A 26,805-nucleotide genomic window follows, 5' to 3' on the forward strand; every position below is an offset into this window, starting at 1 on the left:
GGTGAGTCTCTAGGTTTCCTAGGAATTGTAACACCAAAGCGAAAGCGCCTACATCTTTTTTGCAAATATAGGGGAGATAAGGAAGGTTATTATGAGTACTAGATATGAAAAAACAGACGTTATCTTAATTGGTGCCGGAGTCATGAGCGCGACTTTGGGAGCTTTACTTAAAGAGTTAGCACCAGATTGGGAAATTAAAGTGTTCGAAGCACTGGATAAACCAGGTGAAGAAAGCTCGAACGAATGGAATAATGCGGGAACAGGGCACTCTGCATTATGTGAGCTTAACTATACTACTGAAAAACCAGATGGTTCTATCGATATTGCAAAAGCGATTAAAATTAATGAGCAGTTCCAACTTTCTAGACAATTTTGGTCTTACCTTGTAAAAAGTAACTTAATTAGCAATCCGCAAGACTTCATTATGCCAATCCCACACATGAGCTTAGTAATGGGAGATAAAAATGTAGAGTTCTTGAAAAAACGTTTTGAAGCACTTTCGAACAATCCGTTATTCCAAGGCATGGAATATTCTGAGGATCCAGAAAAACTAAAACAATGGATTCCACTTATTATGGAAGGTCGTAATACAGACGAACCGATTGCTGCAACGAAAATCGACTCTGGTACGGACGTAAACTTCGGTAATTTAACTCGTATGTTATTTGATCACTTACAAAACCAAAACGTAGAAGTAAACTACAGACATTCGGTTTCAGATCTTAAACGTACAAAAGACGGTATGTGGGAAGTAAAAGTACACGATCTTGACGGTTGCCGTATGGAATACCATAAAGCAAAATTCGTCTTCATCGGTGCTGGTGGCGGAAGCTTACCATTACTACAAATGACAGGTATTCCTGAGTCAAAACATATCGGTGGTTTCCCTGTAAGTGGATTATTCATGGTATGTAACAACCAAGAAATCGTAGAACAACACCATGCGAAAGTTTACGGTAAAGCAAAAGTGGGTGCACCACCAATGTCTGTTCCGCATCTTGATACTCGTTATATTGATAACAAAAAATCATTATTATTCGGACCATTTGCAGGCTTCTCTCCGAAGTTCTTAAAAACAGGTTCTTATATGGATTTAATCGCATCTGTAAAACCTAACAACGTATTTACAATGTTAGCAGCAGGTATGAAAGAAATGTCTCTAACAAAATACTTGATCCAACAAGTATTGTTATCAAACGAACAACGTTTAGAAGAGTTACGAGAGTTTATTCCAAATGCGAAACTGGAAGATTGGGATATTGTAGTAGCTGGTCAACGTGTTCAAGTTATTAAAGATACAGAAGCTGGCGGTAAAGGTACACTTCAATTCGGTACAGAAGTTGTAACAGCTGCGGACGGTTCAGTAGCTGCATTACTTGGAGCTTCTCCGGGCGCATCAACAGCTGTTCACGTAATGCTTGAAGTAATCGAAAAATGCTTCCCTCAACACGTGAAACAATGGGAGCCAAAAATTAAAGAAATGATTCCTACTTACGGCGTTTCTTTAACTGACAAACCAGAGTTAATCCAAGAGGTTCAATCATCTACTGCAGAAGTACTTGGTTTAAACGATAAAGAATTATCTCATAGCTAATTTGATATAAACGATACAAATCACCTCAACTCTATCATTTCGATAGGGATGGGGTGATTTTTTGTTTTGTTCTTATGCTAAAAGAACTATCCTTTCGGTATAGCATAGGGCTAAATATCAATCGTTTTTTCCTCTTTTAGTAAAGTATTTTCTACTTATGTCGATATTCTTATTGAAAAACATACTCATTCGGGAGGTTTTAACATGGACATTCAACAGCTTGGCAAACAGTTTATTGCAGGTGAATGGAGAGACGGGCAAAGTAGTCGAACGCTCAACAATATTAATCCGTACAACGATGAAATCATTACAACTTACAAGATCGCAAATGTTGACGATATCGATGGAGCTTACAAAGCCGCTGCAAAGGCAAAGTTAAAGTGGGATAAAGTAAACCCGTATAAAAAACGGGATATTCTTGAAAAGGCTGTTCAGTATATCGAAGATCATGAAGAAGAGATTACGGCCATTATTATGGACGAACTAGGGGGAACAAGACTAAAAGCAGCCTTTGAAATTGGTCTTGTTAAGAACATTATTAAAGAAGCGGCTACGTTCCCATTAAGAATGGAAGGCAAAATTTTACCGTCTACAATCGATGATGTGGAAAATCGCTTATATCGAATTCCTGCTGGAGTAGTAGGCGTCATTAGTCCATTTAACTTCCCATTTTTCCTATCGATGAAATCTGTTGCCCCAGCCCTTGGTGCAGGTAATGGTGTCGTGTTAAAACCCCATGAAGATACACCAATTATGGGCGGAACATTAATTGGGAAAATTTTTGAAGAAGTGGGAGTTCCTAAAGGGTTAATCAACGTCGTAGTAACGGATATTAACGAAATTGGCGATGCCTTTGTAGAACACCCAATTCCTCGAATTATTTCCTTTACGGGTTCAACCCAAGTAGGAAGTTACATCGGACAGCTAGCTGTGAAAAACTTTAAAAAGCCTTTACTCGAATTAGGCGGGAACAGTGCCTTTATTATATTAGAAGATGCTGATCTAGAATATGCGGTCAATGCAGCTACATTCAGCCGATTTACTCATCAGGGGCAAATTTGTATGTCCGCTAACCGAATTCTTGTTCAACAATCTATTTATAACGAGTTCATTGAAAGATACGCGAAAAAAGTTGCTTCGTTGAAAGTAGGCGATCCAAAAGATCCGGAAACAATTATCGGACCAATTATTAACGACCGCCAAGTGAACAATCTCGTTGCTTTAGTGGAAAAAGGAATGGCAGAAGGGGCAACACTACTTCTTAAAGGAAAAGTGAATGGAAGATTGCTAGAGCCAACGATTTTAACGGATGTAACGCCGGATATGACGGTAGCTCAAGAAGAGTTATTCGGACCAGTCGTATGTGTCATTCCATTTGAAACGGAAGAAGAGGCAATTGAAATTGCCAACAATACCCGTTTTGGTTTAAGTGGTGCAATCCATACGTCCAACGTTGAGCGGGGAGTGGAAATGGCGAAGAAAGTACATACCGGAATGATCCATGTTAATGATTTAACAATCAATGACGAACCAAACGTTGCCTTTGGTGGAGAGAAACAATCCGGTTTAGGCCGTTTAAACGGTGAATGGAGTCTAGAAGAATTTACGACTTTAAAATGGATTTCGGTGAACTACGGTCAAAGAGTTTTACCATATTAAGAGGAAAAGAGTGAAAATTGATGTCACAACATGAATTAATTAATGCCTTTTTAAAAGTAGCACCATTGTTAAATGACCTTATTCAAGACGATATTACGGTAGGGATTTATGATACTGAAAAACTTCTGTTAAATATTCCTGGAAAAACATTCTCGTTAAATGTAACCCCTGGTGATCCATTAGTAGAAGGGGATATTGTAACAGATGCAATTCGAACAAACTCTAGTTTATCGGCGATTGTTCCGAAAGAGTTATTCGGATTCCCATTAGTTGCTCGTGCCATTCCATTGCGAGATGAGAGAGGGAAAGTCATCGGCGGAGTTGGTATCGGAACAAGTTTAGAAAAGGCGAACAAGCTATTTGAAATGGCGGAAAGCTTCTCTGCCATCGTTGAACAAACGGCTGCATCGATTGAAGATATTAGTGATTCGGTTACCCAACTCTCAGGTCGTGTAACAGACATTACGGGACAAATGAAAGACGTTAGCTCAAGTGCTGTACAAATTAGTGAAATCTCTGCCGTTGTAAAAGGAATTTCTGACCAAAGTAACTTGTTAGGGTTAAATGCGGCGATTGAAGCAGCAAGAGCAGGGGAAGTCGGAAAAGGCTTTTCCGTAGTAGCCGATGAAATCCGTAAACTTGCTACCTATTCAAAGGAAAATGTAAATCAAATTAACGTTATTACAAAAGATATCCACGAACTTTTAACAACGTTGAATCAAGCCTTTTCCGAGATTAATTCATTAACAGATACTCAATCAGGCTCAATTCAAGAATTTTCCGCTACAATCCAAGAAATTAATAGAAAAGCTTTAGAACTAGCCCAATTAGCAGAAGACTCGCTATATGGGGATAGTAAGAAGTAAACCTTTAATTAACCTATAAACATTCAATCCTATTGATTGTTTATAGGTTTTTTGTTTTCGCTTATTTTGGACATTCTAAATGACCTAAACGTAAGTGGTAATGTATGACTATTTATTCTCAAAATATGATACCTATGATAGACTTAAATTGAATATTTTAACAGAATAAAAATTTAGAGGAGATGTTTTGATGGGGTTCTTTGACTTAAAGGCTATTTGTGGGGTATGTAATGAAGAAGTAGGGTTAAATCGGTTTAAAATTAAGAAATCCGATGCTTGGATCTGTCCGAGTTGCTTAAAAAAAGCTGGTGGTGTTACGGTTGTTAATTTAAATAAAATCACAGCAGAAGAAATCCAAAACATTATCCAAGAAAAAGAAGACAAACTAGGCGACGATCCAATGTCACGAGCTGAAAATATGTACCAATATTGTAAAGACAATAATTTCGGCTCAGGATTTACAGATAAGTGGGGAGTTAAACATTTTAAAGTATTACAAGACAATCTTTTACGGGGCGAAAAGGTATTAATGACGTTTATAGGATTACATAATTATATATCAGCTACCAAACACGACAGTAACTACGCCTATGCTATTACGAATAAAAGAATCCTTTTTGGTCAGAAGTCTTTAACTGGAGAGAAATTCAAAGCTGTTCAGTTCGACAAAATCAATGACATTACTTTTCAAAAAGGGTTAGTGTTCGGGATACTAACAATCGATACGCCTCAAGAAAAATTTAATGTTGGATTAGATGCCGGTTGTGCAACTTCTATTAATAACAAAATTCACGAGGTATTCGATAACTTAAAATCTGCCAGTTCTCAAGGAAATATTCCACAGGCTACAAACCCATCCATTTCTGCTGCAGATGAGATTTTAAAATTTAAAAAGTTATTAGATGCAGGTATTCTTACACAAGAAGAATTTGAAGCAAAGAAGAAACAACTATTAGGAATATAATTCATAGATAGCCATCCTAAGTCAGTAAAAGTTAATGGCATGTCATCAAAAAAGCATTGATCCATAAAGGATGTATGCTTTTTTACCTAATATAAGCATACCCCCGTCCTAAATTGTAGAACGGGGGTTATGCTGCTACTTCTCATCTTCTGAACGATTTTCAATACGCTCATCTAGTTCTTTCTTTTCATCGTGCCACCATAATGCTTCTTCTGGTTCTTCTAAAATTTCTTTTATTTCAATTTTCTCTTCAACCGCTGGCGGTGAACCTCGAAGAGCCTTACCGGAAGTCTCTTTTAGAAAGATGGTTACTACAATAATTCCGACAATCGATGCAAAAATGAGATAGTAGGCAGGTATCATTTCATTCATCGTTTTGCTAATTAACCAAGAAATAAGTAATGGTGTCGTACCACCGAACAATGATGCGGAAATATTAAATGTAATCGCTAATGCCCCATTGCGTACATTCGTAAAAAATAGGGAAGGTAATAACGCTGGCATGGTCCCTTGAAAAGAAGAGGAAAATATGCCGAGAATCATTAATCCTAAAAATACAAGTATGGTGTTATCACTAGCAATCAAATTAAAGGCAGGTATACTTAAAAGGATCAACCCAATTAAACCGCCTTGAATGATTTTCTTTGCTCCAATCCGGTCACTAAAATAACCCATTAATAGAACTATTGGAATCATTATCACCATCACAATGACAATTAACAAAAGTCCTTCTGTTTCTCCATAGCCAAGAACAGCCGTTAAATGGGACGGCATGTAAGATAAAACGGTATAGTTTACAACGATATAAAAGAAAACAACGAACATACCGATCAGGATAGCTCTCCAATGGAACAGTAAAATATCCTTTACAGATACATCTTCATCTTCTGATTTTTCTTCCTTCATTGCCTCAAAAGCAGGGGTTTCTTCTAAATTATTTCGCAAATAAAAGCCAATTAACCCAATTGGGGCAGATAAGAAGAAGGGAATACGCCAACCCCAATCTAACATGGTTTCTTCCCCTAAAATATAGGTGAGTAATGTAACCAGGCCAGCTCCTGCGATATAGCCAACTAAGGTACCGACCTCAAGAGCACTAGACATAAATCCTCTTTTCTTATCAGGAGTGGATTCGGCAATAAATGTCATAGCCCCTGAATACTCACCACCCGATGAAAATCCTTGAACTAAACGAGCGATGAGTAAAAGGACAGTAGCAGTGTAGCCAATCGATGCATGACTTGGGATTAAACCAATACTTAACGTAGCCAGAGCCATCATGATTAAGGTGATGGCTAAAACCTTTTTACGGCCTAACCGGTCCCCAAGCATCCCAAAGAAAATGCCACCAAGTGGGCGAGCAACAAAGGCAACGGCAAAGGTTGCAAAAGAAAATACTAATTGCATAGGACCGCTTACTTCAGGGAAAAATACTTGTCCAATTGTTGCAGCGAGATAAGAGTAAATACCAAAATCAAACCATTCCATTCCATTACCAACAGCAGTTGCTACAACGGCCTTCCGTGCTGATTTCGTGTCAACGATGGTAATTTCTTCTTTCTTCAACTTTGGTTTCGATTTTTGGCTATGTTCGTTTTTGTTATCAGCCAATCGAAAAGCCTCCTTGTTGATTTATTGGTACTTATCTTAAAATGTCCAAAATTTATTGATTTATATCTTTTCATATTTCCTCAGTTTGAGAAAAATAAAAAACGCTTTTCCTATTTTTAGAAAAGCGCATCATGGGTAGTTTATTTTATCTTCGGCTACTTCTTTGAATCAAAAAAGTTCGAAATGAACTCCTCGGATTATTCTTTTAACATTGAATATTTACGATATGCTTTATAAAAACTGAAACCAAAGAAAACGAGCATAAGGGCAGGAAGCAATCTTAAAAGGGCAAATGGAGTTTCAAATAACAATGCTTTCCAGAATAAGGAACCTTCCATGCTCCAAAGACCTTCTGTTAAATATAAACCTGAATCTTTAAAAAGCAAATAAGAGACAAACAATAACAGTACACATAAACTAGATGAATAACCCATCAATCTTTTATAATAATTACTCTTCGATTGGCGATCCGAGAAGATTTCATTTTGATTATCGTCTTCTTTTTGCCAATATTGAATGCCACCAAGCCAGGAGCCATTTATATAATGCCAACCGAAATCTTCATATATTCCTTTGTACTCTTCGTACTTTTTCTTTGATAAATAATCTTGATAATCCAGTCGCATCACATATTTTTTGTCGGTTTTTTCGAAAGTATATACTCCGAATCCGCTAGTATTTGTACATCGATAACCTTTTTGTAATTGCTCGTTCAGCCATTGTTCCTCTTTTTCGATATCAAAAAACATCTTAAATCTCTTCATTCGATTCACTTCCTTCGTACAGAGATAAAATATGCAGTAACCTGTTTTGTTCTAATTTCAAAATCGCGCTTCCTTCTTCAGTTATCATATAAACTTTTCTCCGCCCTTCCTCTCCAACAGGTTCGATCCAACCATGTTTGTTTAAGTTTTCAATTGCACCGTATAATGTACCAGCTGCTAAAATAACAGTACCGTTACTCATCTGTTCTATCTTTTGCATGACGGCATAGCCATGGAGTGGCTCACGCAAAGCTAATAAAATATAATGCATCGTTTCAGACAATGGTAATAATTTATGTTTCATCTTCTCATCCTTTATTCAGTTCGACTATATAGTTCAACTTAATAAGAATATAATACAGTTCAACTGAATAGTCAACAAATTTCAAAAATAATTAAAGAAACTAAAGTAAAAAGCTTGATAGCAAGGGGAAATCAAGCTAAAAAGCCGATTTCCTTATGGAACGGAAAGCGATTTGCCCTATAACGGAAAAAAGCGATTTTCTTTAATGAAAATCGCACCCAATTGTGGAATATATTTACTTAAAAGTAACCCTTTAATGGAATAACTATGATATTAGTAGGCGATACCTACACGCGTTTTTATATAATCGTTACTTTGTATTTGGCTAAATGCAAATTCTGCTGTATCCGGGACTGAAACTTTACTACCACCCTCCGGTAAAAAATGGCGTTCTATTCGATAGTTACCTAATCTTTCTCCATCCGGCAAATATGTAGGACAGACGATTGTCCATTCGAGGTTTGATTGTTGGAGCATATCGTACACTTTATTATGTTCTTCGGCAGCACGTACGGACTTTTGTTTTGATTCACTTGACTGATAACGCAATAATTTTGGGCTAATTCTACTTTGCAGGATTCCGGCAGTTCCTATAGTGATAATTCGTTTTATACCTTCTTTTTCCATAGCTTCTATAATAAGTGGCATACTTTCTGATAAAGTGTTTCCTCCATCAGTATTGAGTGCACTAATAATGACATCAATCCCATGCATCGCACGTATGATATCATCTTTATTTAAAACATTACCTTCAATTATAGTTAAATTTTCTTGATTTGTTTGAATCTTCTCTGGAGTGCGAACTAGTACAGTAACCTGATGTCCGTCATGAAGGGCATAAGAAACTATTTGGCTTCCAACTCGTCCAGTTCCACCTAAAATTAATATATTCACTAGTGAACCTCCTTGTATGAATCCGAACATAACACTGAGCTGCTATTACTAAAGTATATTATATAATTTCACAATCCCTTTATAAATGAGGAAAGAAATCTAACTTTATTTAAAATTATCCTTTCGGTTATAAAAATATTTTTTCGGAAATTCAAGCAAAGACATTATATGTAGGTGGAAGGGCGGATTCAGGAAGGGGAATTACTAAAGGAATGTAAAGTTGTAGGCCTATTGTAAATGAAAATAACCAGAGCAGTACAGGCTACTCTGGTTTCTTGGTGGTGGGTATCTTATTTTCTAAATGAATCAACAGATAAAGTTTTACACATATGTTCATATTGATGATCACTAATGACTAAGTCAGCAACTTTCTTGTATCCTAAATTAGCATATAATTTTCTCGCTTTCGGATTCGCCATATCAACATTAAGACCAATCGTATGATAACCGGCATCCAACGCCGTTTTACTCATTTCGTTCAGTAAAGCAGAGCCAATCCCCATTCCTCTAAATTTTCCGTTTACGACGACGGAATCGATATACCATTCATCTGGAAGTGTCTCTTTATCAACAAATAAATTATCATTAGGATCAAAACCGTTTTTCAGTAATACGTTTCTAAATGGCTCATCAATGATTGGTTCGTCTTCTGCGGGATAGCCAAAAATAATCCCAGCAATTTCGCCATTTACCTCATATACTAAGCCTCTTTTAAAACCAAATCGATATGTAGGGTCGGCAACGGATTCTGCTACCATTTCAAGTAATTTATTTTTAGAAATTTTCTTAAGTAAAGGTAACTCCATATCCTCAAAGATTACCCATAACAGTTTTGCAATTTCCATACGATCGTTTTGGGTGGCCATTCTAATCATTCATATCCAACCTTCCATATTTTCACTATTCAATTGTTAAGTCTAACCCTTTTATATTTCTAGGGCAAACGGTGGGCCTACTCGTTGCATGGGTTAGTTTGTTAGGGTGTAAATTTTTTCCTTGTCTTCTTAAAGTTATTTCCATCTACATCAATATTTCGATTATAGTTGAAATATAGGGCTGTTATAATGAACAGACAGATTGGTCATTCAATGAAGTAGGGAGATAAAAAAATGAATACGTTCAAATTTACACTGTTAATACTTTTAACCACATTTTTAATGGGTTCTTCTTTTGCTGTCGTAAAGTTTGGTTTACCATACTCGTCCCCGTTGTTATTAGCAGCACTTCGCTTTACCCTTGCCGGACTTATTATGGCGGTAATTGTGTTTATTTTAAAAAGACCGCATCCGACATCTATCAAAAATTGGATGAAAATGTTTACGATTGGTGCTTTTCAAACGGCTGGTGTTATGGGGTGTATTTTTTTAAGTTTACGGACCATCACAGCGAGTGAATCTTCTATTCTTACATTTACGAATCCGTTACTTGTTGTTGTATTCAGTACGATTTTTTTAAAAACACATTATAAATTTTATCAATGGATAGGTGTTCTTTTTGGATTAGTAGGGGTAAGTATTACAATGGGCGCACAACTAGAATTGAAGATTGGGATTTTTTATGGAATTCTTTCTGCAGTTTTTTGGGCAATCGCCACATTATTAGCGAATAAATGGGGAGTACATTTCGATACGTGGGTTTTATCCGCCTATCAAATGCTTTTTGGTGGATTACTGCTTTTACTTAGCAGCTTTATGTTTGAAAAATCATTTTTTATTTTAAACAGTCATTCATTACTTATTTTATTATGGTTAAGTATTATGTCTTCAATTGTTCAATTTGCCGTCTGGTATTATCTTTTACAAAAAGGCGATCCTGGAAGAACGAGTGCTTATTTATTTTTAGCACCTTTCTTTGGTGTCATATCTGGCTGGTTACTATTAGGGGAGCCATTATACCCTTCCATTATCGTAGGCGGCATGTTTATTATTATTGGAATCTATCTTGTAAATAGCAATTTTCAGAAGAAAACCGTAGAAAATAAAATTTAATTATAGCCCCCTCATAATACTAGTCTGTCTAGTAAGGAGGGGGTTATTCGATTCTCCAAGGAGGAACGTTGTTACTAACATTTTGCATTTAAATTTTAATTATAGGAAAATAGTAAAGTATCATTTTTGGGGAAGGAATAAATAACGTGAAAAATAGTAATAGTAAAACGATCATTAGTCTAATTTCACTAGTCTGTATATGGGGATCGGTATGGCCGATTTATAAATATGCTTTACAGTTTTCGCCACCAGTATTATTTTCAGGAATCCGTTCAATAATCGCAGGATTGTTATTTGCTTTAATCCTACTACCACAATGGAGACAAATAAAATGGAGAGAAAATTGGTCCATTTATGTGATTTCGAGTATATTTAATGTCATTCTCTTTTATGGTATGCAGTCGATTGGGTTGCAATATTTACCGGCTGGCTTATACTCGGTCATTGTGTATTTCCAACCGGTGCTTGTTGTTGTGCTAGCATGGCCCTTCCTAAAAGAACCGCTTACTCGAAACAAAATGATCGGTGTGTTTATAGGATTTTTAGGGGTTGTGATGGTAAGTTTAGATGGAATTAGCGGGAAGGTTGCACCGATTGGATTTGTATTTGCGTTAATTACCGCTATTGGTTGGGCGATTGGCACCATTTATGTAAAAGTCAAGAGCAATGTCGTACATGGGTTTTGGTTAGTTGCTTTACAAAATATAATTGGTGGTTTTTGTATGTTGTTTTATGGTTTAGGAGCAGAAGACATTCGGACAATTGAATGGAACGCGTCATTTATCGTTTGTTTAATATACGGTGCAATTTTTGGTGTAGCTATAGCATTTGTTTTATATAATCGATTAATGAGTAAAGGAGAGGCGGGAAAAGTCAGCTCTTTCACATTTTTAGTCCCTTTAATTGCAGTGCTACTCGGTACGATTTTCTTAGATGAACCATTTACCATATCTTTAATTTTAGGAATGGCCCTCATCATACTAAGTATTTATTTAATTAATAAAAAGTCCCACGTTGTGACAGAAGAGTAATTAAAAAAGCTGATGAGTTATTTTTATAACCCATCAGCTTATATATTTTACTGACGAAAATCCAAGAAAATCAAAGGATTATATATCTCTTTTGAAGAAGTAACATAGAGAGATTGTTCTTCTTAATGTGAAATTAAGAACATAATGATGGGCAGTTGCAAACTTCATTTAATAAGTGGAAAAGGGGATTGAAAATGGACGTAAAATACCCGATTGGACAATTGCAGGTTCCTGAAAAAGTGACACTAGAAAATGTTCGAGAATGGCTAAAGGAAATTGAATCTTATACGATTCGATTAAGGGAAACGGTTAGCTCATTAAGTGAAGAGGAATTCAACAAAACGTATCGTGATGGAAGCTGGACAGTTCGTCAACTTGTTCATCACATTGCAGATTCTCAACTGAATATGTATCAACGTTTGAAGCTGGCTTTAACAGATGACAATCCAATAGTACCAGCTTTTGATGAAGAGAAATGGGCTATACAACCAGATACAAAGCTCCCTGTACTAAGTTCGATTAAAATGCTAGAAGGTATAAATGAGCGCATCGTATCTTTAGGACAAAGTTTAACGGAAGAGCAATTAGATCGAGCTTTTACCCACCAAAAAAACGGTAAAATAACCGTCGCAACAAAAGTTGCAAAATTAGCTTGGCACGAAGAGCATCACTTAGCCCATATAAAAATTGCATTATCAAAATAGTACACTATGTTGAAATTGGCTTATTGAACTTCGATAAGCCGATTTTTTTATTTTAACGTTTATGTTCAATTTAAATAAACGTGCATAACGCTTTCCTAGAGGAAGGAAAGGGTTTTTTTATTGACGGCAAGATTGTGGAAATTAGTAATTATGCCCATTTTAATTACAATAAACGTAAAGTTTATCAAATAAATTAAGGAGGTATATAAATAAAAAATAAATTTCGATATTTTGAAAGGGGAAATCTATGGATAAAATGAGTCAGATTTTAGTTGAATTTCCGCTTGTACTCATTTTAATGTTTATCGTTTTTCGTTTTATGGGGAATAAGGAGTTAAATCAATCAACTCCAATTGACTTTGCGTTTATGGTACTGATGACAAGTATCGGATGGGACGTAACGCTTAACCAAGATTATCCTTTATGGTTTACAATCGTACTTTTTATTCTATTAGTAGTAACCATTTATCTATTTGATTGGATCACAACGAAGTCAAAAAGGGCAGAAAAAATGTTTATCGGGGAGCCTCTCCTTTTAATAAAGCATGGTGAAATCAATAAGGAGGCTTTAGAAAAAGAAAGAATGTCCGAAGATGAACTACTTGCACTTTTACGATTAAAAGGCTTTTTTGTACTTGATGACGTCGAACTATGCTATCTCGAGTTTAATGGAGATATATCGGTGAAAGAAAAAATTAGTAAATTTACTTGAGGGTAAGCATATTTAATCACTTATAACTATTAATAATCTATGAACAATTTGGCGCAATTCTTTAAGAAATGTGCCTCTTCCAGTGTATTGGAGATTGTAAATACATATTCATTTTTCTACTCTTTAGTTGTATAACCAACATGTAAATACAAATACTATTTTCAGTGAAAAATGCGGAAAATAGGAGTGTATCATCTTATGATTGAAAAACCGAAAATGAGTTCCTCTGAGCTTGGAGCACTATGGATGACTTATCAAAAAAATCAATGATTTTGCGTATATTGGAATATTTTATCGAGAAATCGGATGATCAAAGAGCAAAGGATCTCATGTCGGATCTCTGGAATCAACTTCACCCAATCATTATGGAAATGAAGACTACGCTTGAAAATGAAGGGGCAGTTATTCCAGAAGGTTTTACTAAAGAGGATGTAAATTTAGACGCACCAAAGTTATGGGACAATGGTTTTGACATTATGCTTTGCCGAGTACTGAAGGAAATCAGCATGGGGATGTACGTACTCCACTTAACAATGGCATACCGTCAAGACATTATCAAACTTTACAAGAAAATGTCTGAAGTAACGGAAAACTTTTATGGCCATTTTACACAGTATTTGCTTGATAAAAACCTTTATACACGCCCGACTTTTGTTGTGATGCCAACATCAACCAATTATATATCGGGTGAGGATTACTTAAAAGGTACCAACAATTTTGGGAATAAGCGTACATTAAATACAGTTGAGTTTGGGAATTTATATCGTATGATTGAAACAAATATAACGGGTATGCAACTACTAAATGGTTTCATCCAAACTACTGAGGACGAAGATGTTAAAAAGTATTTTATGCAAGGAATAGAGCTTTCCAAAAAAATTATAGGCGAAACTTCTAATTTTCTTCTTGAGGATAATATCCAACCGCCTGCAACACCTGGAGGAACCGTTACAAATTCAACAATAGCTCCTTTTTCGGAAAAATTAATGATGTTCTGTAATTACCTGTTGAGTGGATTTTCCCTCGGAGGCGGTGGCTTTAGTGCAGGCTTTAGTTTACGCAATGATCTACACGCCAAAAATATGACGTTTGGTAAAGACATCTATCAATATCAAATGGACGGGGTTAAGCTCATGGTGTCTAAAGGATGGTTTGAAGAACCACCAAAAATGGATGTATAAAAGAAATATAAAGACGGATTGATAATAAAATTGCTAATGGAAAAGACGTTAAGTAAGAATAGTTATTTAAAGATTGGCGCTATCCTTGGAACGAGGATAAGCGCCAATTTTCTTTTCTAAACTGGAGTCTATAAATGATTTGGTATTTTCTTGAAACTTATTTTAAAAATTATCGTATAAAAATAAGAACATAAAAAAATTTAGACGTAATTATGTAAGTTTAAGGAGTTTTAATAATGACAACCAATCGAAAATATTTCATCGCAATACTAACTGTAGTAGTCACGCTTTTAGCTGCCTGTGGCAATTCATCTGATGAGTCAAAGGTTGAAGCGAACAACGAGTCATCCAATAGTAACTCGACACAAAGTGTAGATAATAATACAGCAGATACAAATGAGAATGCCGAAACGGTCACGGAAAGTGCGGACAACAGCGAGTTAAATAACCAAGAAGACAATGCTTCTAATTCATCTCTAGGGTCAACGCCTAGTAATCAAAAGGATGAATATCTTAAGCAACTTAATGAGATGGAAGAAGCAGATCGAAATGAAGAAGCAAAAACAACGATGGTTGAAATGGAAGAACAAGAGGCGGAAAGATATAAAAAATGGGATGAATCATTAAACGAGATTTATGGGGTATTGATGGAACAGCTTAATACCAAACAGAGGGACCAATTAAGGGAAGAACAGCGGAAATGGATTGAACATAGAGATGCAACTGCAAAAGAATCATCCCTTAAATATAAAGGGGGTTCGACGGAATCATTAGAATATGTGGCAACCCAAGCAAGTCTTACGAAGGAAAGATGTTATGAGCTCGTTGCAAAATATATGAAGTAGTTTTGCAACTAACACTTTAAGGAGGGACTTGATGAAAACATATAAAATCATTTTATTAGCAATCTTGGCAGGTATCTATTCGGGCATATTGGATGATTTTGAACTTCATTACATGATCAGAGTACTTTTATTAATCGTATTAGTGTGTATAACTGGATTTGTATTAAATACTATTGGTCGTAAACCAAAAGAATAAAAGTTAACAGTTTCAACTGAAGTGCTAAAAGATTAATAGCAAACAATAGAGCAGTTAATAGTAAAAATAATATTTTTTAAATTTCATTTGCTTCACTCCTTTTTTTAATTTAATTCTTATAGAAAATATTTATAATTAAATTGTAAATTATTGTATTTCTTCATAATGATATAAAATCAGAAGAACTGAAAATGAATTTTGCTATGAATGGTTTTGTCCAAATTTATAAGAGAGGTTAGGTATTCAAATGAATAACAAAAAAGTTATTAATGTTTCCGAATCAATTTTATTGGTCAGTTCATTTTTTATGTTTATGTTTATTTATAAATATTTAGTATTTATACCTGAATTTAAATATATTTTTGAGAAACATACTTTATGGTACATATTTCCTATTATAACTTTAGGTTTAGCGTTACATTCATTTTGGAACAGGGAAACCTAATAATTAGGTTAATTCAAAAAACTATTTAAAAAGGGAGCACTCTAACTGTAAAATACGTTTTTCATAATATGAATGGTAACTAGAAGGGAGTGAACTATGCGCAGATATCAATATTTCCAACTCACCCAATCATTGAAATGGAGGAAAGGATATTGATGACAAATTTATACACAGAAAGATTACTTTTAAGAAAAATGAGGACTACGGATTCCGCTAGTTTATTTAAAATTTGGTCGGACCCAGAAGTGGCTAAATTTATGAATATCGATCCATTCACAGAGGAAAGCCAAGCTGTAAATATGATTACCCATCTTGATAAACTAGCTCATGATAACAAAGCGATTCGTTTTTCAATTATTAAATTAAGCACCAATGAATTGATTGGTTCTTGTGGTTATAACTTTTTAGATTTTGAAAATGAGAAGGCAGAAATAGGGTATGATATTGCGAAAGAACATTGGGGGAATGGCTATGCACCAGAAGCAATTAGTGCCCTTGTTGAAAATGCTTTTAATACGCTGAACTTAAATAGGGTGGAAGCGAAAGTGGAACCTGAAAATATAAATTCCATTAAAGTTCTGGAAAAGTTGAACTTTACATGGGAAGGTACCTTAAGACAAACAGAAAAGTCAAAGGGGAAGTATATTGATCTAAAAATCTTTTCGAAACTTAAATCCGATTAACCGAATCGCCTATATTTCACTAAACATGAAATATAGGCTTTTTTATTTAACGATAAGAACCCCACAGTAAATGGTTAATCTCTCCATTTTTTTCACTTTTAGCATTGCAAGTATTTTTTATCTGTCTTTTTATTGATATAAATGTCTAATGTTGGAATTAGTAATGGTGAAGGAGGATGACAAATGGGAGCATTAGAGTTATTAACAGGTATTATACCACTTCTTATTTTATTCATTATTTATGTCGTACCGATTGTTTTTGTGATTTGGTTTGCCCTAACGGTAATAAAACTACAAAAGGAACAGATTCAACTATTAAAATCCATTGATGATAAATTAAGTTCTAAATAATTATATTTATAGAATACTATAGGAAGTTTGCGGGCATTTCTTTTGTAATGAGAAATGCTTTTTTTCTTTTAGTTAAATTTTAATAGATGGTAATTATAGCAATAAAAAAATACTTCCACTTTTCAAGTAAGCAGTCAATTGGCTGCACTTTTATTTATACTATTAATAAAATATTAAAGATATATTATGAGATTACTGTATTTTGCAATAGAAAAGTGCAGAAAAATGCAATTAAAAATGCAGAAGTTTGCCACCCAATTAGTTTCTTTTTGACAGTGCGTGGGACAGTCTATAACTCTCACCATGAAATGAAATAATATGAGCGTGATGAATTAGTCTGTCCACTAACGCTGCTGTTAATCGAGAGTCTGTAAATATTTTGTTCCATTGACTAAATTCCAAGTTGGATGTAATAATCACGCTTTTTTGCTCGTAAAACTCCGAAATGATTTGAAATAATAATTCAGCTCCTTCTTTACTAAATGGTAAATAACCCATTTCATCTAAAATAACTAAATCTACCTTCTCCATGCGCTTTCTAAATACTGATAAACGGTGATTATGCAATGCTTGTTCTAATTCCTCAACCAAGTGTGCAATTCGATAAAAGCGGACCTCGTACCCTCGTTCACAAGCTTTTCTACCTAATCCTGTAGCTAAATGAGTCTTACCTGTTCCTGGTGAACCAACTAAAACTATATTTTGTCGGTTTTCAATAAATTTTAAACTACACAATTCCTCTTTAGTTAAATGGGGAGGGAACCGAATCTGTTCGGTCCACTCGTAAGTATGTAGGCTTTTTTTATCTAAGAATTTAGCTTTTTTCATTAACCGATTAATTTTGGCATTTTCTCTTAATTTTAATTCTTCATCAAGTACCCCATACAGGAATTGCTCTGGATTTTCAAAACTAATTTTTTCATATACATCCGCAACATAAGCTAGTCTTAAAGTTTTGCAGATTTCTCTAATATTTTGTTTCATTGGCGACCTCCTCTATAGGGGCTAATGAATCATATTTAATCCAATCTACCTCATATGGATCATTTTCACCAGGCAACTTTTCCTCCGCAATTAATTCATAAAAATTTTCATTAATACCCTTCATATCATGAGTAACTAATAAATTTGCTAAGCCATTTAATCTTTTTCGACGAATAATCAAGTTATCAACTAACAAAAACTCCTTAACTCTTCCTGGTAGATACTTAGTGTAGCGGGAATATTCCACTACTCGCGGTTTTTGAATCCATGTCTTAATGATGGATAGCCATGGTAAAGCTTTACGTTTTTTCATATATGGGCGATAGTCATCCAATAATATTTCACCGTTAGGTGAAACAATTTTTAATTGATCCCATGTGAGTATCATTTGTAACTGATTATAATTGGCACCCTTTGGTACATGAATTAACGACTGATCAACTTTTATTTCATTGTATTTATTAACTTTAACAAATTCCTCTTTAAACACAGGGTATGGCTTTTCAGGCAATGCGAGTAGATATTTCTTTTCTTCTTGCCATAAATCTTCTATCCGTACGTTTTTAGAGTAATGGATTCTATTACGATCAGCTTCCAATCTATGAAATAATTGATCTGTCAAACTTTCATAACTTTCCATGATTGGTGCCGAAGTAAAGAAATTATAACGTACATACCCTACCTTATTCTCTACATTTCCCTTCTCATGCCCACTGCGAGGATTACATACCTGAACGTCGAAGCCGTAATAGTTTTGAAATTGTATAAATTCATCGGTTAGTTGGGCTTCTTCAATTTTTGTTCTAGTTTTTTTGACTGCTGGAGTTAAGTTATCTATCCTTATCCTTTTTGGTACTCCTCCAACTTGTTTAAATAGAATGTTAAGGCCGTATAGAAAGCATTCTTGATTTTCAGAAGGTAAAGGCACTGAATAACCTGCATTACTATTCGGAAATGACATCACTAAAGCATGAATATCGACAATTTCTCCATCTTGAACTGCCTCCATAACTCCGAAATCCACTTGTGCTTCACCCGGAGGGTGTTCTAATCTTTCATAACCGTTGTCCTTTTCCTCTTGATGTGTATTTTTCCATTCAGAGATAAAGTAACAAACCGTTCGATAAGATCCCTGAAACCCTAAATCCTTTAATTCCTCAAACATTTGCTTCTTTGTCCTTCTGGACTTTTTCTTTAATTTTGAATCCTCAAATAGCCAATCTGATACAATCTCTCCCCATTTCTCTTCATACATCATTCCTTTCTTTTTAAATAATTTTTCCTGCGGTATTTGATCTTCATCCGCATACTTCTTAGCGGTTCTCCAATTTATTTTCATAGTTCTTTGAATCTCAGAGATTGAAAGACCTTTTTCATTTCTTAACTTTTTGATACAATTAATATCAGACATTGCTAGCATCCTTTCTTAACCTCCACTACAAAATTGCTTCGACACAATTAATGTAGCGGGGACTTGGGGTGACTGGCAAGTCTATTTTTTTTGCACAAAATTAGTGAAGGACTCTGCATTTTTCCTTTGCAAAGCTCTGCATTTTTATTTTGCCATACACAATTACTTATGGTATGAAGTTCTATTTAAAATACTCTCAATATAAGATATTCAAAAAAATGTAATTTTAGTTTGAATTTACCATAATATTAGTTTATGTTTAAGATAAGTCAAATTAGGGAGGAATAATATGAAATTTAAATCTTCTTTTAAGTATCTATTAGCAATTTGTTTAACAATTTTATTGTCACCATCTATTACTACTTTTGCAGAAAATCACGAAATCGAAGATTCTGATTTTTCGGACTTTGAGGTAATTAAAAATGGGGCAAATGAAGTTATTGTTAATTGGAAAGGGTTACCTAACGCACAAAAGTATATAGTGAAATATGGGGACAAAATAATATATGAGGGAGCAGAAACACAATTTAAAGATAATAATCTTCTTGAGGGTAGTATAAATGAATATGAAATAGCCGCAATTGACGATAAAGATTTAATTTTATCAAATGCACATTTAAAGATATACACTAAATTATCAAATGGTGAGGAAATAGGTATAGATACGTTTTCTACATCATCAAGCATTATTTTGGATTGGCCTGATGTAGGTAACATTGATCAATACACTGTTTATAGAGATAATCAGTTTATCGGGACAACAGAAGAAAGTAATTTCGAAGACTTTGATTTATCGAATGATACAAAATATCAATATACTATTACCACTGAGGTACCTTTAAGTTCAAATGAAATAAAAATATTAAATGAACAAGTACAAGATTTTCAGAGTTTTTTAACAGAGGATGAAGAGGAACTATCTAATTTAGTTGAACTTTCTACACCTGTAAAAACCTTAGGGGAGAATACTAAATCAACTACCTTAACAGAATTTATAGTTACTCCGCAAATCAGTGCTTTAGCCGGAGTAAGTAAAACATGGGTGAAAATTAATACAATGATTTTAAATACGTCCAGTTATCCTGGATATATAAAGTCGCCTTTACCTAATAGTAAATATTATTATGGAACAGATAAAAGAACTACAATAACTTCTCAAGGGAGCACTCGTTCATCATTGGAGGCTACAATTAATTGGTCAACGTTAGCAGTTAGTCAAACAAAGTCAATTGGTTGGACAAATCGTTATACTAAAAATTCCAATGGAACATATACATTTGTTGATCGAAAACAAGCATCGGCTAACAATGTTTATTTGGGGGCTACTAAAAAAACAAGTTCAATGGTTGATATTAATTTTATTCATTCTGCTAAAAATCCTTATCATTCGACAGCTCCAGCTATCAAATATGAATTCCGTTCACAAATTTATAAAGATGGGACTACGAAAATAAGAGGATATCATTCATTATTCCCTTCACTAGGTATCTTCAGAAGTGATGGTTCAGGTTACAAAACAATTTATACTCATAATCAAGGAAATAGAGGTGCTTGGGAATTACTGGGACATAAAACTATTGATATAACCAAATAATGCAAATTAGAAAAAGAACATATTCTGATATTATCGCCTTTAAGTAGACAATGTTAAAAAAACTACAGTACGCTGTAGATAACATTTTACTTAAAGGGGATTTTTCTATGTCGAGAAAAAATAATACGTATTCAAATGAATTGAAATTGGAAATCGTACAGGCCTATCTAAACGGGGAAGAAAGTATGCAAAAAATTGCGGACAGATACGAGATTCGCAATGTTTCGCAGGTAAAGGCTTGGGTGAAGAAATTTAAAGAAGTAGAATCGATTGAATCATTTAACCGTCTTCCATCTACAGGTTCAGTGGCAAAGGGTGTGAAGAATCCGTTAAAAGGTAAACGTGTCCATTTTAAAAATGTAGAAGAAGAACGTGACTATTACAAAGCGCAGGTTGAATACTTAAAAAAACAGTATCCAAATCTGTAATTGGAGGAATGCCCACTATCCAGATCGTTATCAAATTATTGAAGGAATGAAAAGCAGTTATCCGATTACTTGGCTAATTGAAATGGCGAATTACAATGTTCAGGGTATTATAAATGGTTGAAAAAACGGCAAGGTATCGTTACGTAAATATGATGATGCGTTATTAAAGGAGCACATTTTAACGATTCATCAAACACATAGAATGTATGGCTGTCCTCGTATGAAAATGGCTTTACGCGATAAAGGTTTCAATAAAAAAGTGTATCGATTAATGAGCGAATTAGATATCCAATCGATTATCCGTAAATGTGTGGGGAAATCGTATTTCACGTGTATTCGATAATGTGTTAGACCGTAAATTTAAAGAACGTACAGAAAATGAGGTACTCGTTACGGATATTACATATTTACTACTAAAAGTGGCTTTCCATACCTATCAGCAGTACAAGATTTATATAACAACGCAAAGGTAACTGTCATGACAACTCTTGTATTGAATCATTTTTCTCACATTTTAAAAGCGAGTGTTTGTATCTAATAAACGACAATTCCGAAGAAGAAATTAGACAAGCTGTTGAACAATATATTTACTTTTATAACTTCCAACGATTCCAAAAAAGACTCAACCACTTGGCACCGATAGAATATCGACACCAGATGGCTGCTTAGTCTTTTTAAAGTTGTCTACTTGACAGGGGTAAGTCCATTGCTACCTAGAATGTGTTCTTTTTCTTATTTTTTTGTTTGATAATATAATCGATAATAAAGAAGAATGTAACATAAATGATTGTTATTTCTATGTAGCTTAAAAATGAACTTATTTCCCCTGTTAATAATAAAAATATAAGTGTAAAAATTATTCCGCAAACCAAATGCTTAATATAAGAAAATAAGATATGTTCATTTTTACTTAATGATTCAATTGCTATTGATGAAAAGATACCGACTGTAAACAAAATAGGAACAGCTATAATACTTACTCCTAATCCAATAAGGAAATAAGAATTAGAAAAATCATCAAAGAAAAATGGGACAATAAAATAACAAATAACTGTTGTAAAAAAAGCTGCAAGCAATTTTCTAGATAACATACTTTACTCCTTTTTCCTATGGCTTAACATGTGAGATATTACTTGTAATTCTTTATTTAGTTCCTCAAAATAGTTAAATTCTATATATAAATCCAAATCCCTCTATTTCGCACATAAAATATAAAATAAAATTTAAAAAAGTAATTTTGCTTTATGTAAAAAGTTACCGATGAATCTCTTAAACTACAATAGTAAGGAAATTAGGTCTTTATTCACGATTAAAAAGTTAAAACTGATTCGCTGTTGTGCAGAAGTCTGGTATATTTTTTATTTTTTATATGAACTTATAGTTACTGCAATATCGTTAGGAGTTAAACAGCACTAGCCTTTAGCAATTTAGTGAACGCATTTAATTGCGTTTAATTTAACTTGCAATAAGGCTTTTTTTCGTTCAAAAACTTTGAGTAGAGGGGGGGTAGTTGGCCAACCTGTTCGGTAAGCAAAATTAAAAATGTGTTCCATATTGATCTAAGAGAAAAATAAATAACTAAGATGAGCAAGTTTATTTAAAAAAAGCTAAGTGAAACCTTTGCGGATCCTAGGGACATTTTTGTTTGCAGAACAAAATGGGACAGATTCAATTACCATAGTTCACTCCCATTCTAATCATAGAGAGTAGTAATTTATTTTATTAAATTCAATAATAATTTATTGTAAAACGATAAATACTATGTTAAATTCAAGTGGACAAATCATGAAGTGAGGTGCTTTTTATGAAAAGAGGGTCAACACTCTTTTTAAAGACAGCCGTTGTTCTGATGGGAGTCCCAGTTCTTCTTTTGTGCATTTTTTTAGTGCCTGAGATTGCCAACTTCGCAGCAGAACTATATCCCGATCATACGTATTTAAAATATCTTGTTTTTCTTGTGATGTATGCAGCAGCCATACCGTATTACATTGCGCTGTACCAAGCTTTTAAACTGCTTAGTTATATTGATAAAAACGATGCCTTTTCTCAAATTTCTGTAGAGGCTTTAATGAAAATAAAATATAGTGCCATTTCGATTAGTGTAATCTATGTGTTAGGATTGCCACTCTTTTATCTCATTGCGGAGAGGGATGATGCTCCAGGGGTTATCCTTGTCGGATTAGGTTTAATCTTTGCACCATTGGTCATTGCCGTCTTTGCCGCTGTGCTCCAAAGACTTTTACAAGAAGCGATCAATATGAAATTAGAAAATGATTTGACGGTCTGAGGTGAAAAACAATGGCAATTATTATTAATATTGACGTCATGTTGGCGAAACGGAAAATGAGCGTAACGGAGCTTTCTGAAAAGGTTGGAATCACAATGGCGAACTTGTCGATTTTGAAAAATGGCAAAGCAAAAGCAATTCGATTATCGACGTTAGAGGCGATTTGTAAAGCGTTGGATTGTCAGCCTGGAGATATTTTAGAATATCGAAAGGATGAAGGAAACGACAATGACTAAAGTTGGAATCGTTAAGTTGGAAAGGGAAAGTAAGGTCATAAGAGCTTTCATACAGCTTACCCACTTCGGTTGGGAGCAGGCTCTATCTTGTTTATTTCCGGTCGTCATTTTTTCTGCTTTAGCTATTACCCAATTTATTCCATTACCTTTTTTACCACGGTACGACTGGTTACTTATCATTTGCTTGTTGATGCAATGGTGGATGTTACGTTCCGGCCTTGAAACGAAGGATGAATTAAAGGTGATTACATTATTCCACCTGATAGGCCTTGCCCTTGAAATTTTTAAAGTCCATATGGGCTCCTGGTCTTATCCAGAAGAAGGCTATTTTAAAATTTTTGGAGTTCCATTATACAGTGGATTTATGTACGCAAGTGTTGCGAGTTACTTATGTCAGGCGTGGAGAAGGATTAAGGTTGAATTAGTGAAATGGCCACCATTTTTCATCGTTGTCCCATTGGCAGCGGCCATTTATTTAAACTTTTTTACCCATCATTTTTTGATTGATATACGCTGGTGGTTATCAGCACTTGTTCTCATCGTCTTTTGTCGTTCATGGGTTTTATACGAAGTAAATGGAACACGTTACCGTATGCCGTTAGCTCTTTCTTTTGTCCTCATTGGATTTTTTATATGGATAGCGGAAAATATTGCCACATTCTTCGGTGCTTGGCAATATCCTAACCAAACTGACACATGGAGTCTTGTTCATCTAGGAAAGGTAAGTTCTTGGCTTTTATTAGTCATTGTCAGCTTCCTTATCGTAGCGACGTTAAAATTAACGAAGGGGAAAAATGCAACGAAAGGAAATGTCCATTAATTTAAATAACACCTTACAATAAAAGTCGAATCCTTCGATGAGGGTTCGACTTTTTTACTGTCTTGAGAAATACTGCTTCCGTTTAAACATACTTATTTTAGCAAATACTGAACCTATCTAATGAATTAAAGAGGTGTGAAGCGATGCCACGAAAATCTGCTCAAAGTAACGAAGAATCTGAAAACGAATTGATACCACTACCAAACACGCAACAAAATCAAGGAGAAGTAGAGGATCTTACCCGGATGCTAGCAGCTGTATTGGAATATTTGTCTGATGACAGTAACGAAGAAATCGATGTTGGATATCTTTTCGATAGTACGCAAGGTTTACGAGAATGGTGGACGCAATATCAGGAAAACAACCGAAAAAAAATTGAAGATGAGATTGCCGCATCTTTAGGTGAATTAACTTTGGAAGATTTAAATAAAATCCGTGATCAAGTAAAAGGGAAAAAATGAGTTGCTTTCGAGAAACTGTTAGCTTTCCATATAAGTGAAAGAATATAATGGATATATATGTAAAGGGATGAAAGGGAGATGGGGATGGTTTATATTGCGCTTCTTCGGGGAATTAACGTCGGCGGGAACAATAAAATTGATATGAAGTTGCTTAGACAAACTTTTGAACGAGTCGGGATGAATAATGTGGTAACTTACATCAATACAGGTAATATTATTTTTTCAAACGAAAGCTTGTCAAAAGATGAACTATCCATGGTTTTGGAAGAAGCAATACATAATGATTTCGGGTTACAAATTAAAGTCATGGTACGAAGTATCGATGACGTAAGAGAAATCATGAACGCGATTCCGGATACATGGAAAAATGACAAAGAGATGTCAAGTGATGTAATGTTTTTATGGGAAGAAGTCGATGATGCATCTGTCCTTGAACATTGCGTTATAAAACCGAATATAGACACGGTAAAATATACTCCTGGGGCCGTTCTATGGTCAGTGGACAAGAAAAATATAACGAAAAGTGGGAAGTCAAAGATCATTGGAACGAAGGTATACAAACAAATGACAGTACGGAATGTGAACACCGCACGTAAAATTTATGAACTGATGCAAGCTCAAAACGAAAGGTGATGGAATTGAAGAAGTATCTTTCTTTATCTGAAGAAAACAACGTTAATTTTACTACTCTAACAATGGACGACATTAAAAATCATCAATTCAAACATTTTGATGCAATTTTTATTGGAAAAGAACATTTAGCTGAAGCAGCAGAACCTCGTTATGCAAACATATATATAGATTATAGCATTCCTTTTATTTTTTCAGTGCCAAGAGAGTTTGGGTGCGATTAGGTAGTCAATATAAAATTGCTCCTTATCCGCCCTCGGTCAGTACCTTATTTTATATTGACTAATGCCATGTTCTATTTTATCCCTCTCTAATAACCTCAAAAAATAAAATAAAAAATCACCCTATTTTTTAGAGTGATTTTTATAATTGCATAGCTATAATTTAAGCTTCCATGTATTGAATATAAAGTTGTTTGGTTCTTTTTGAATCTTTATAGTATTTAATAATTAAATAAGTATGGATGCCAGTAGAATCTTTGCATTCCCTACGTTGAGTAGTTACATAAGTATTTTGTGATTTAGGAACTTTGGAAGGAAATACAGCAAGTGCACCTGCAGTTACAAATTTTGCAAGTACGCCCTTCGTAAAGTAATTAATTATACCTATTCCTCCACTAATTAGGAATTGAAGTACTTTTTGTTCATAATTATTATAAGTTACATTGTCAATATTTTTTGATGATACAATTTTACATAGGTTTGTAAAATCTCCCGGTAGTTGATAAGTAGAGACGCCGCCGTTAAATCCTTCATCAGTTTGTTGTAATTTCATTTCTTGTCTTAAACAAGTTTCTATAGTCTCGCTTCTTCCTTCAGGAGATACTGGCTCAATTGTCGGTTCGAAGTCAGTCAATTCTATTGATCTTGAATTATTTATATTCCCTTCTGCTGCATGACTAATAGAAGGTGATATAAAAGTTAGTAACAAAATAAATGATAAGATTATACTAATAAATTTTTTCACAAAAAAACCCCCATATGTTATTATTTAACATATAGATAATAACATAAAAAGGAGAATTGGTAAGTAAATGAAAATTTTGGCAATTTTTGTAATTTGCGGATTGATTGGATTAGTGTTTCCAGACCTTTATAAAAGCTTCAAAGAGGGAGAGACAATTAGATATATAATTGACATTTTATTATTAATAGTGTTGTTT

The 26,805-nt window shown here is 34.4% G+C and carries 30 protein-coding genes and 2 pseudogenes; 23 read left to right on the forward strand and 9 right to left on the reverse strand.

What is annotated here, in order from left to right:
- Positions 1 to 91: 91 nt before the first annotated feature.
- The 4 genes from MHH69_RS02345 to MHH69_RS02360 all read left to right on the forward strand — a co-directional run bounded on the left by MHH69_RS02345 (position 92) and on the right by MHH69_RS02360 (position 5,083).
- Positions 92 to 1,594 carry a malate:quinone oxidoreductase gene (locus MHH69_RS02345; protein WP_122971658.1) on the forward strand — a complete coding sequence of 501 codons (1,503 nt, stop codon included), beginning with the start codon at positions 92 to 94 and terminating at the stop codon, positions 1,592 to 1,594.
- A gap of 204 nt (positions 1,595 to 1,798) precedes the next feature.
- Positions 1,799 to 3,253 carry an aldehyde dehydrogenase family protein gene (locus MHH69_RS02350; protein WP_122971659.1) on the forward strand — a complete coding sequence of 485 codons (1,455 nt, stop codon included), beginning with the start codon at positions 1,799 to 1,801 and terminating at the stop codon, positions 3,251 to 3,253.
- Positions 3,254 to 3,273: 20 nt separating this feature from the next.
- The gene (locus MHH69_RS02355; RefSeq protein WP_122971660.1) at positions 3,274 to 4,119 is read left to right on the forward strand and encodes a methyl-accepting chemotaxis protein; all 846 of its coding nucleotides are present in this window, start codon (positions 3,274 to 3,276) and stop codon (positions 4,117 to 4,119) included.
- 190 nt (positions 4,120 to 4,309) lie between these two features.
- On the forward strand, positions 4,310 to 5,083 hold the full coding sequence (locus MHH69_RS02360) for a PH domain-containing protein (RefSeq protein ID WP_341361660.1): 774 nt from the start codon (positions 4,310 to 4,312) through the stop codon (positions 5,081 to 5,083).
- A 135-nt stretch (positions 5,084 to 5,218) separates the two neighbouring features.
- On the opposite strand, the gene MHH69_RS02365 is transcribed toward MHH69_RS02360, so the two are convergent.
- The 5 genes from MHH69_RS02365 to MHH69_RS02385 all read right to left on the reverse strand — a co-directional run bounded on the left by MHH69_RS02365 (position 5,219) and on the right by MHH69_RS02385 (position 9,531).
- Positions 5,219 to 6,694, reverse strand: coding sequence for an MFS transporter (locus MHH69_RS02365; protein WP_341361661.1), 1,476 nt, complete (start codon positions 6,692 to 6,694; stop codon positions 5,219 to 5,221).
- A 197-nt stretch (positions 6,695 to 6,891) separates the two neighbouring features.
- Positions 6,892 to 7,458 (reverse strand): DUF2812 domain-containing protein, encoded by a 567-nt coding sequence (locus MHH69_RS02370; RefSeq protein ID WP_341361662.1) that lies wholly within the window; start codon positions 7,456 to 7,458, stop codon positions 6,892 to 6,894.
- Entirely contained in the window at positions 7,445 to 7,762 is a 318-nt protein-coding gene (locus MHH69_RS02375; RefSeq protein ID WP_341361663.1) for a PadR family transcriptional regulator, read from the reverse strand. Before MHH69_RS02375 ends, MHH69_RS02370 begins: the two co-directional genes overlap by 14 nt.
- Positions 7,763 to 8,035: 273 nt before the next feature.
- Complete coding sequence (locus MHH69_RS02380; protein ID WP_341361664.1) at positions 8,036 to 8,656, reverse strand: NAD(P)-dependent oxidoreductase; 621 nt, start codon at positions 8,654 to 8,656, stop codon at positions 8,036 to 8,038.
- A 290-nt stretch (positions 8,657 to 8,946) separates the two neighbouring features.
- Positions 8,947 to 9,531: a GNAT family N-acetyltransferase gene (locus tag MHH69_RS02385; RefSeq protein WP_341361665.1), complete on the reverse strand. Its 585-nt coding sequence runs from the start codon at positions 9,529 to 9,531 to the stop codon at positions 8,947 to 8,949.
- Between the two features lie 234 nt (positions 9,532 to 9,765).
- Between MHH69_RS02385 and MHH69_RS02390 the strand changes: the two genes are divergently transcribed.
- The 9 genes from MHH69_RS02390 to MHH69_RS02430 all read left to right on the forward strand — a co-directional run bounded on the left by MHH69_RS02390 (position 9,766) and on the right by MHH69_RS02430 (position 16,792).
- On the forward strand, positions 9,766 to 10,644 hold the full coding sequence (locus tag MHH69_RS02390; RefSeq protein ID WP_341361666.1) for a DMT family transporter: 879 nt from the start codon (positions 9,766 to 9,768) through the stop codon (positions 10,642 to 10,644).
- A gap of 146 nt (positions 10,645 to 10,790) precedes the next feature.
- Entirely contained in the window at positions 10,791 to 11,675 is an 885-nt protein-coding gene (locus tag MHH69_RS02395; protein ID WP_122971668.1) for a DMT family transporter, read from the forward strand.
- A gap of 194 nt (positions 11,676 to 11,869) precedes the next feature.
- Positions 11,870 to 12,379, forward strand: coding sequence for a YfiT family bacillithiol transferase (locus tag MHH69_RS02400; protein ID WP_122971669.1), 510 nt, complete (start codon positions 11,870 to 11,872; stop codon positions 12,377 to 12,379).
- Positions 12,380 to 12,626: 247 nt separating this feature from the next.
- Complete coding sequence (locus MHH69_RS02405) at positions 12,627 to 13,091, forward strand: DUF421 domain-containing protein (RefSeq protein WP_122971670.1); 465 nt, start codon at positions 12,627 to 12,629, stop codon at positions 13,089 to 13,091.
- A 242-nt stretch (positions 13,092 to 13,333) separates the two neighbouring features.
- Positions 13,334 to 14,272, forward strand: coding sequence for a DUF3231 family protein (locus MHH69_RS02410; RefSeq protein WP_341361667.1), 939 nt, complete (start codon positions 13,334 to 13,336; stop codon positions 14,270 to 14,272).
- Between the two features lie 236 nt (positions 14,273 to 14,508).
- Complete coding sequence (locus tag MHH69_RS02415; protein WP_341361668.1) at positions 14,509 to 15,117, forward strand: lysozyme inhibitor LprI family protein; 609 nt, start codon at positions 14,509 to 14,511, stop codon at positions 15,115 to 15,117.
- Positions 15,118 to 15,148: 31 nt separating this feature from the next.
- Positions 15,149 to 15,313 (forward strand): hypothetical protein, encoded by a 165-nt coding sequence (locus MHH69_RS02420; RefSeq protein WP_341361669.1) that lies wholly within the window; start codon positions 15,149 to 15,151, stop codon positions 15,311 to 15,313.
- Between the two features lie 597 nt (positions 15,314 to 15,910).
- Complete coding sequence (locus tag MHH69_RS02425; RefSeq protein WP_341361670.1) at positions 15,911 to 16,441, forward strand: GNAT family N-acetyltransferase; 531 nt, start codon at positions 15,911 to 15,913, stop codon at positions 16,439 to 16,441.
- A 183-nt stretch (positions 16,442 to 16,624) separates the two neighbouring features.
- Positions 16,625 to 16,792: a hypothetical protein gene (locus MHH69_RS02430; protein ID WP_341361671.1), complete on the forward strand. Its 168-nt coding sequence runs from the start codon at positions 16,625 to 16,627 to the stop codon at positions 16,790 to 16,792.
- Positions 16,793 to 17,050: 258 nt separating this feature from the next.
- Here MHH69_RS02430 and istB read toward each other — a convergent pair whose 3' ends face one another.
- Both istB and istA read right to left on the reverse strand, forming a co-directional pair.
- Positions 17,051 to 17,776, reverse strand: coding sequence for an IS21-like element helper ATPase IstB (gene istB / locus MHH69_RS02435; RefSeq protein ID WP_122973751.1), 726 nt, complete (start codon positions 17,774 to 17,776; stop codon positions 17,051 to 17,053).
- Positions 17,760 to 19,187: an IS21 family transposase gene (gene istA / locus MHH69_RS02440; protein ID WP_338322908.1), complete on the reverse strand. Its 1,428-nt coding sequence runs from the start codon at positions 19,185 to 19,187 to the stop codon at positions 17,760 to 17,762. The genes istB and istA overlap by 17 nt, the downstream gene beginning before the upstream one ends.
- A 289-nt stretch (positions 19,188 to 19,476) precedes the next feature.
- Here istA and MHH69_RS02445 point away from each other — a divergent pair, with 289 nt between their 5' ends.
- The 4 genes and pseudogenes from MHH69_RS02445 to MHH69_RS19305 form a co-directional block, all read left to right on the forward strand.
- On the forward strand, positions 19,477 to 20,781 hold the full coding sequence (locus MHH69_RS02445; RefSeq protein WP_341361672.1) for a DUF3238 domain-containing protein: 1,305 nt from the start codon (positions 19,477 to 19,479) through the stop codon (positions 20,779 to 20,781).
- 107 nt (positions 20,782 to 20,888) lie between these two features.
- Positions 20,889 to 21,209, forward strand: coding sequence for a transposase (locus tag MHH69_RS02450; RefSeq protein ID WP_341361673.1), 321 nt, complete (start codon positions 20,889 to 20,891; stop codon positions 21,207 to 21,209).
- 160 nt (positions 21,210 to 21,369) lie between these two features.
- Positions 21,370 to 21,552, forward strand: a pseudogene (locus tag MHH69_RS19300) (transposase); the annotation flags it as partial.
- A gap of 134 nt (positions 21,553 to 21,686) precedes the next feature.
- A pseudogene (locus MHH69_RS19305) lies at positions 21,687 to 21,878 on the forward strand (IS3 family transposase); the annotation flags it as partial.
- Between the two features lie 44 nt (positions 21,879 to 21,922).
- Here MHH69_RS19305 and MHH69_RS02455 read toward each other — a convergent pair.
- Positions 21,923 to 22,300 carry a hypothetical protein gene (locus MHH69_RS02455; protein WP_341361674.1) on the reverse strand — a complete coding sequence of 126 codons (378 nt, stop codon included), beginning with the start codon at positions 22,298 to 22,300 and terminating at the stop codon, positions 21,923 to 21,925.
- 713 nt (positions 22,301 to 23,013) lie between these two features.
- Here MHH69_RS02455 and MHH69_RS02460 point away from each other — a divergent pair.
- The 6 genes from MHH69_RS02460 (at position 23,014) to MHH69_RS02485 (ending at position 25,867) form a co-directional block, all read left to right on the forward strand.
- A complete protein-coding gene (locus MHH69_RS02460; RefSeq protein ID WP_122971684.1) occupies positions 23,014 to 23,496 on the forward strand; it encodes a DUF2975 domain-containing protein in 483 nt (160 codons plus the stop codon).
- Positions 23,497 to 23,507: 11 nt separating this feature from the next.
- Positions 23,508 to 23,732, forward strand: a complete 225-nt coding sequence (locus tag MHH69_RS02465) for a helix-turn-helix domain-containing protein (protein WP_191708489.1) — start codon at positions 23,508 to 23,510, stop codon at positions 23,730 to 23,732.
- A 37-nt stretch (positions 23,733 to 23,769) separates the two neighbouring features.
- Positions 23,770 to 24,552 carry a DUF817 domain-containing protein gene (locus MHH69_RS02470; protein ID WP_341362943.1) on the forward strand — a complete coding sequence of 261 codons (783 nt, stop codon included), beginning with the start codon at positions 23,770 to 23,772 and terminating at the stop codon, positions 24,550 to 24,552.
- 143 nt (positions 24,553 to 24,695) lie between these two features.
- Positions 24,696 to 25,013: a hypothetical protein gene (locus tag MHH69_RS02475; protein WP_341361675.1), complete on the forward strand. Its 318-nt coding sequence runs from the start codon at positions 24,696 to 24,698 to the stop codon at positions 25,011 to 25,013.
- An 84-nt stretch (positions 25,014 to 25,097) separates the two neighbouring features.
- Positions 25,098 to 25,646, forward strand: coding sequence for a DUF1697 domain-containing protein (locus MHH69_RS02480; RefSeq protein WP_341362944.1), 549 nt, complete (start codon positions 25,098 to 25,100; stop codon positions 25,644 to 25,646).
- A 5-nt stretch (positions 25,647 to 25,651) separates the two neighbouring features.
- Positions 25,652 to 25,867, forward strand: a complete 216-nt coding sequence (locus MHH69_RS02485) for a hypothetical protein (protein WP_341361676.1) — start codon at positions 25,652 to 25,654, stop codon at positions 25,865 to 25,867.
- A 160-nt stretch (positions 25,868 to 26,027) separates the two neighbouring features.
- Here MHH69_RS02485 and MHH69_RS02490 read toward each other — a convergent pair whose 3' ends face one another.
- Positions 26,028 to 26,609 carry a hypothetical protein gene (locus MHH69_RS02490; RefSeq protein WP_341361677.1) on the reverse strand — a complete coding sequence of 194 codons (582 nt, stop codon included), beginning with the start codon at positions 26,607 to 26,609 and terminating at the stop codon, positions 26,028 to 26,030.
- Between the last annotated feature and the right edge of the window lie 196 nt (positions 26,610 to 26,805).

This window comes from Ureibacillus sp. FSL E2-3493, from assembly GCF_038077515.1.
GTDB classification, from domain to species: Bacteria; Bacillota; Bacilli; order Bacillales_A; family Planococcaceae; genus Ureibacillus; species Ureibacillus halotolerans.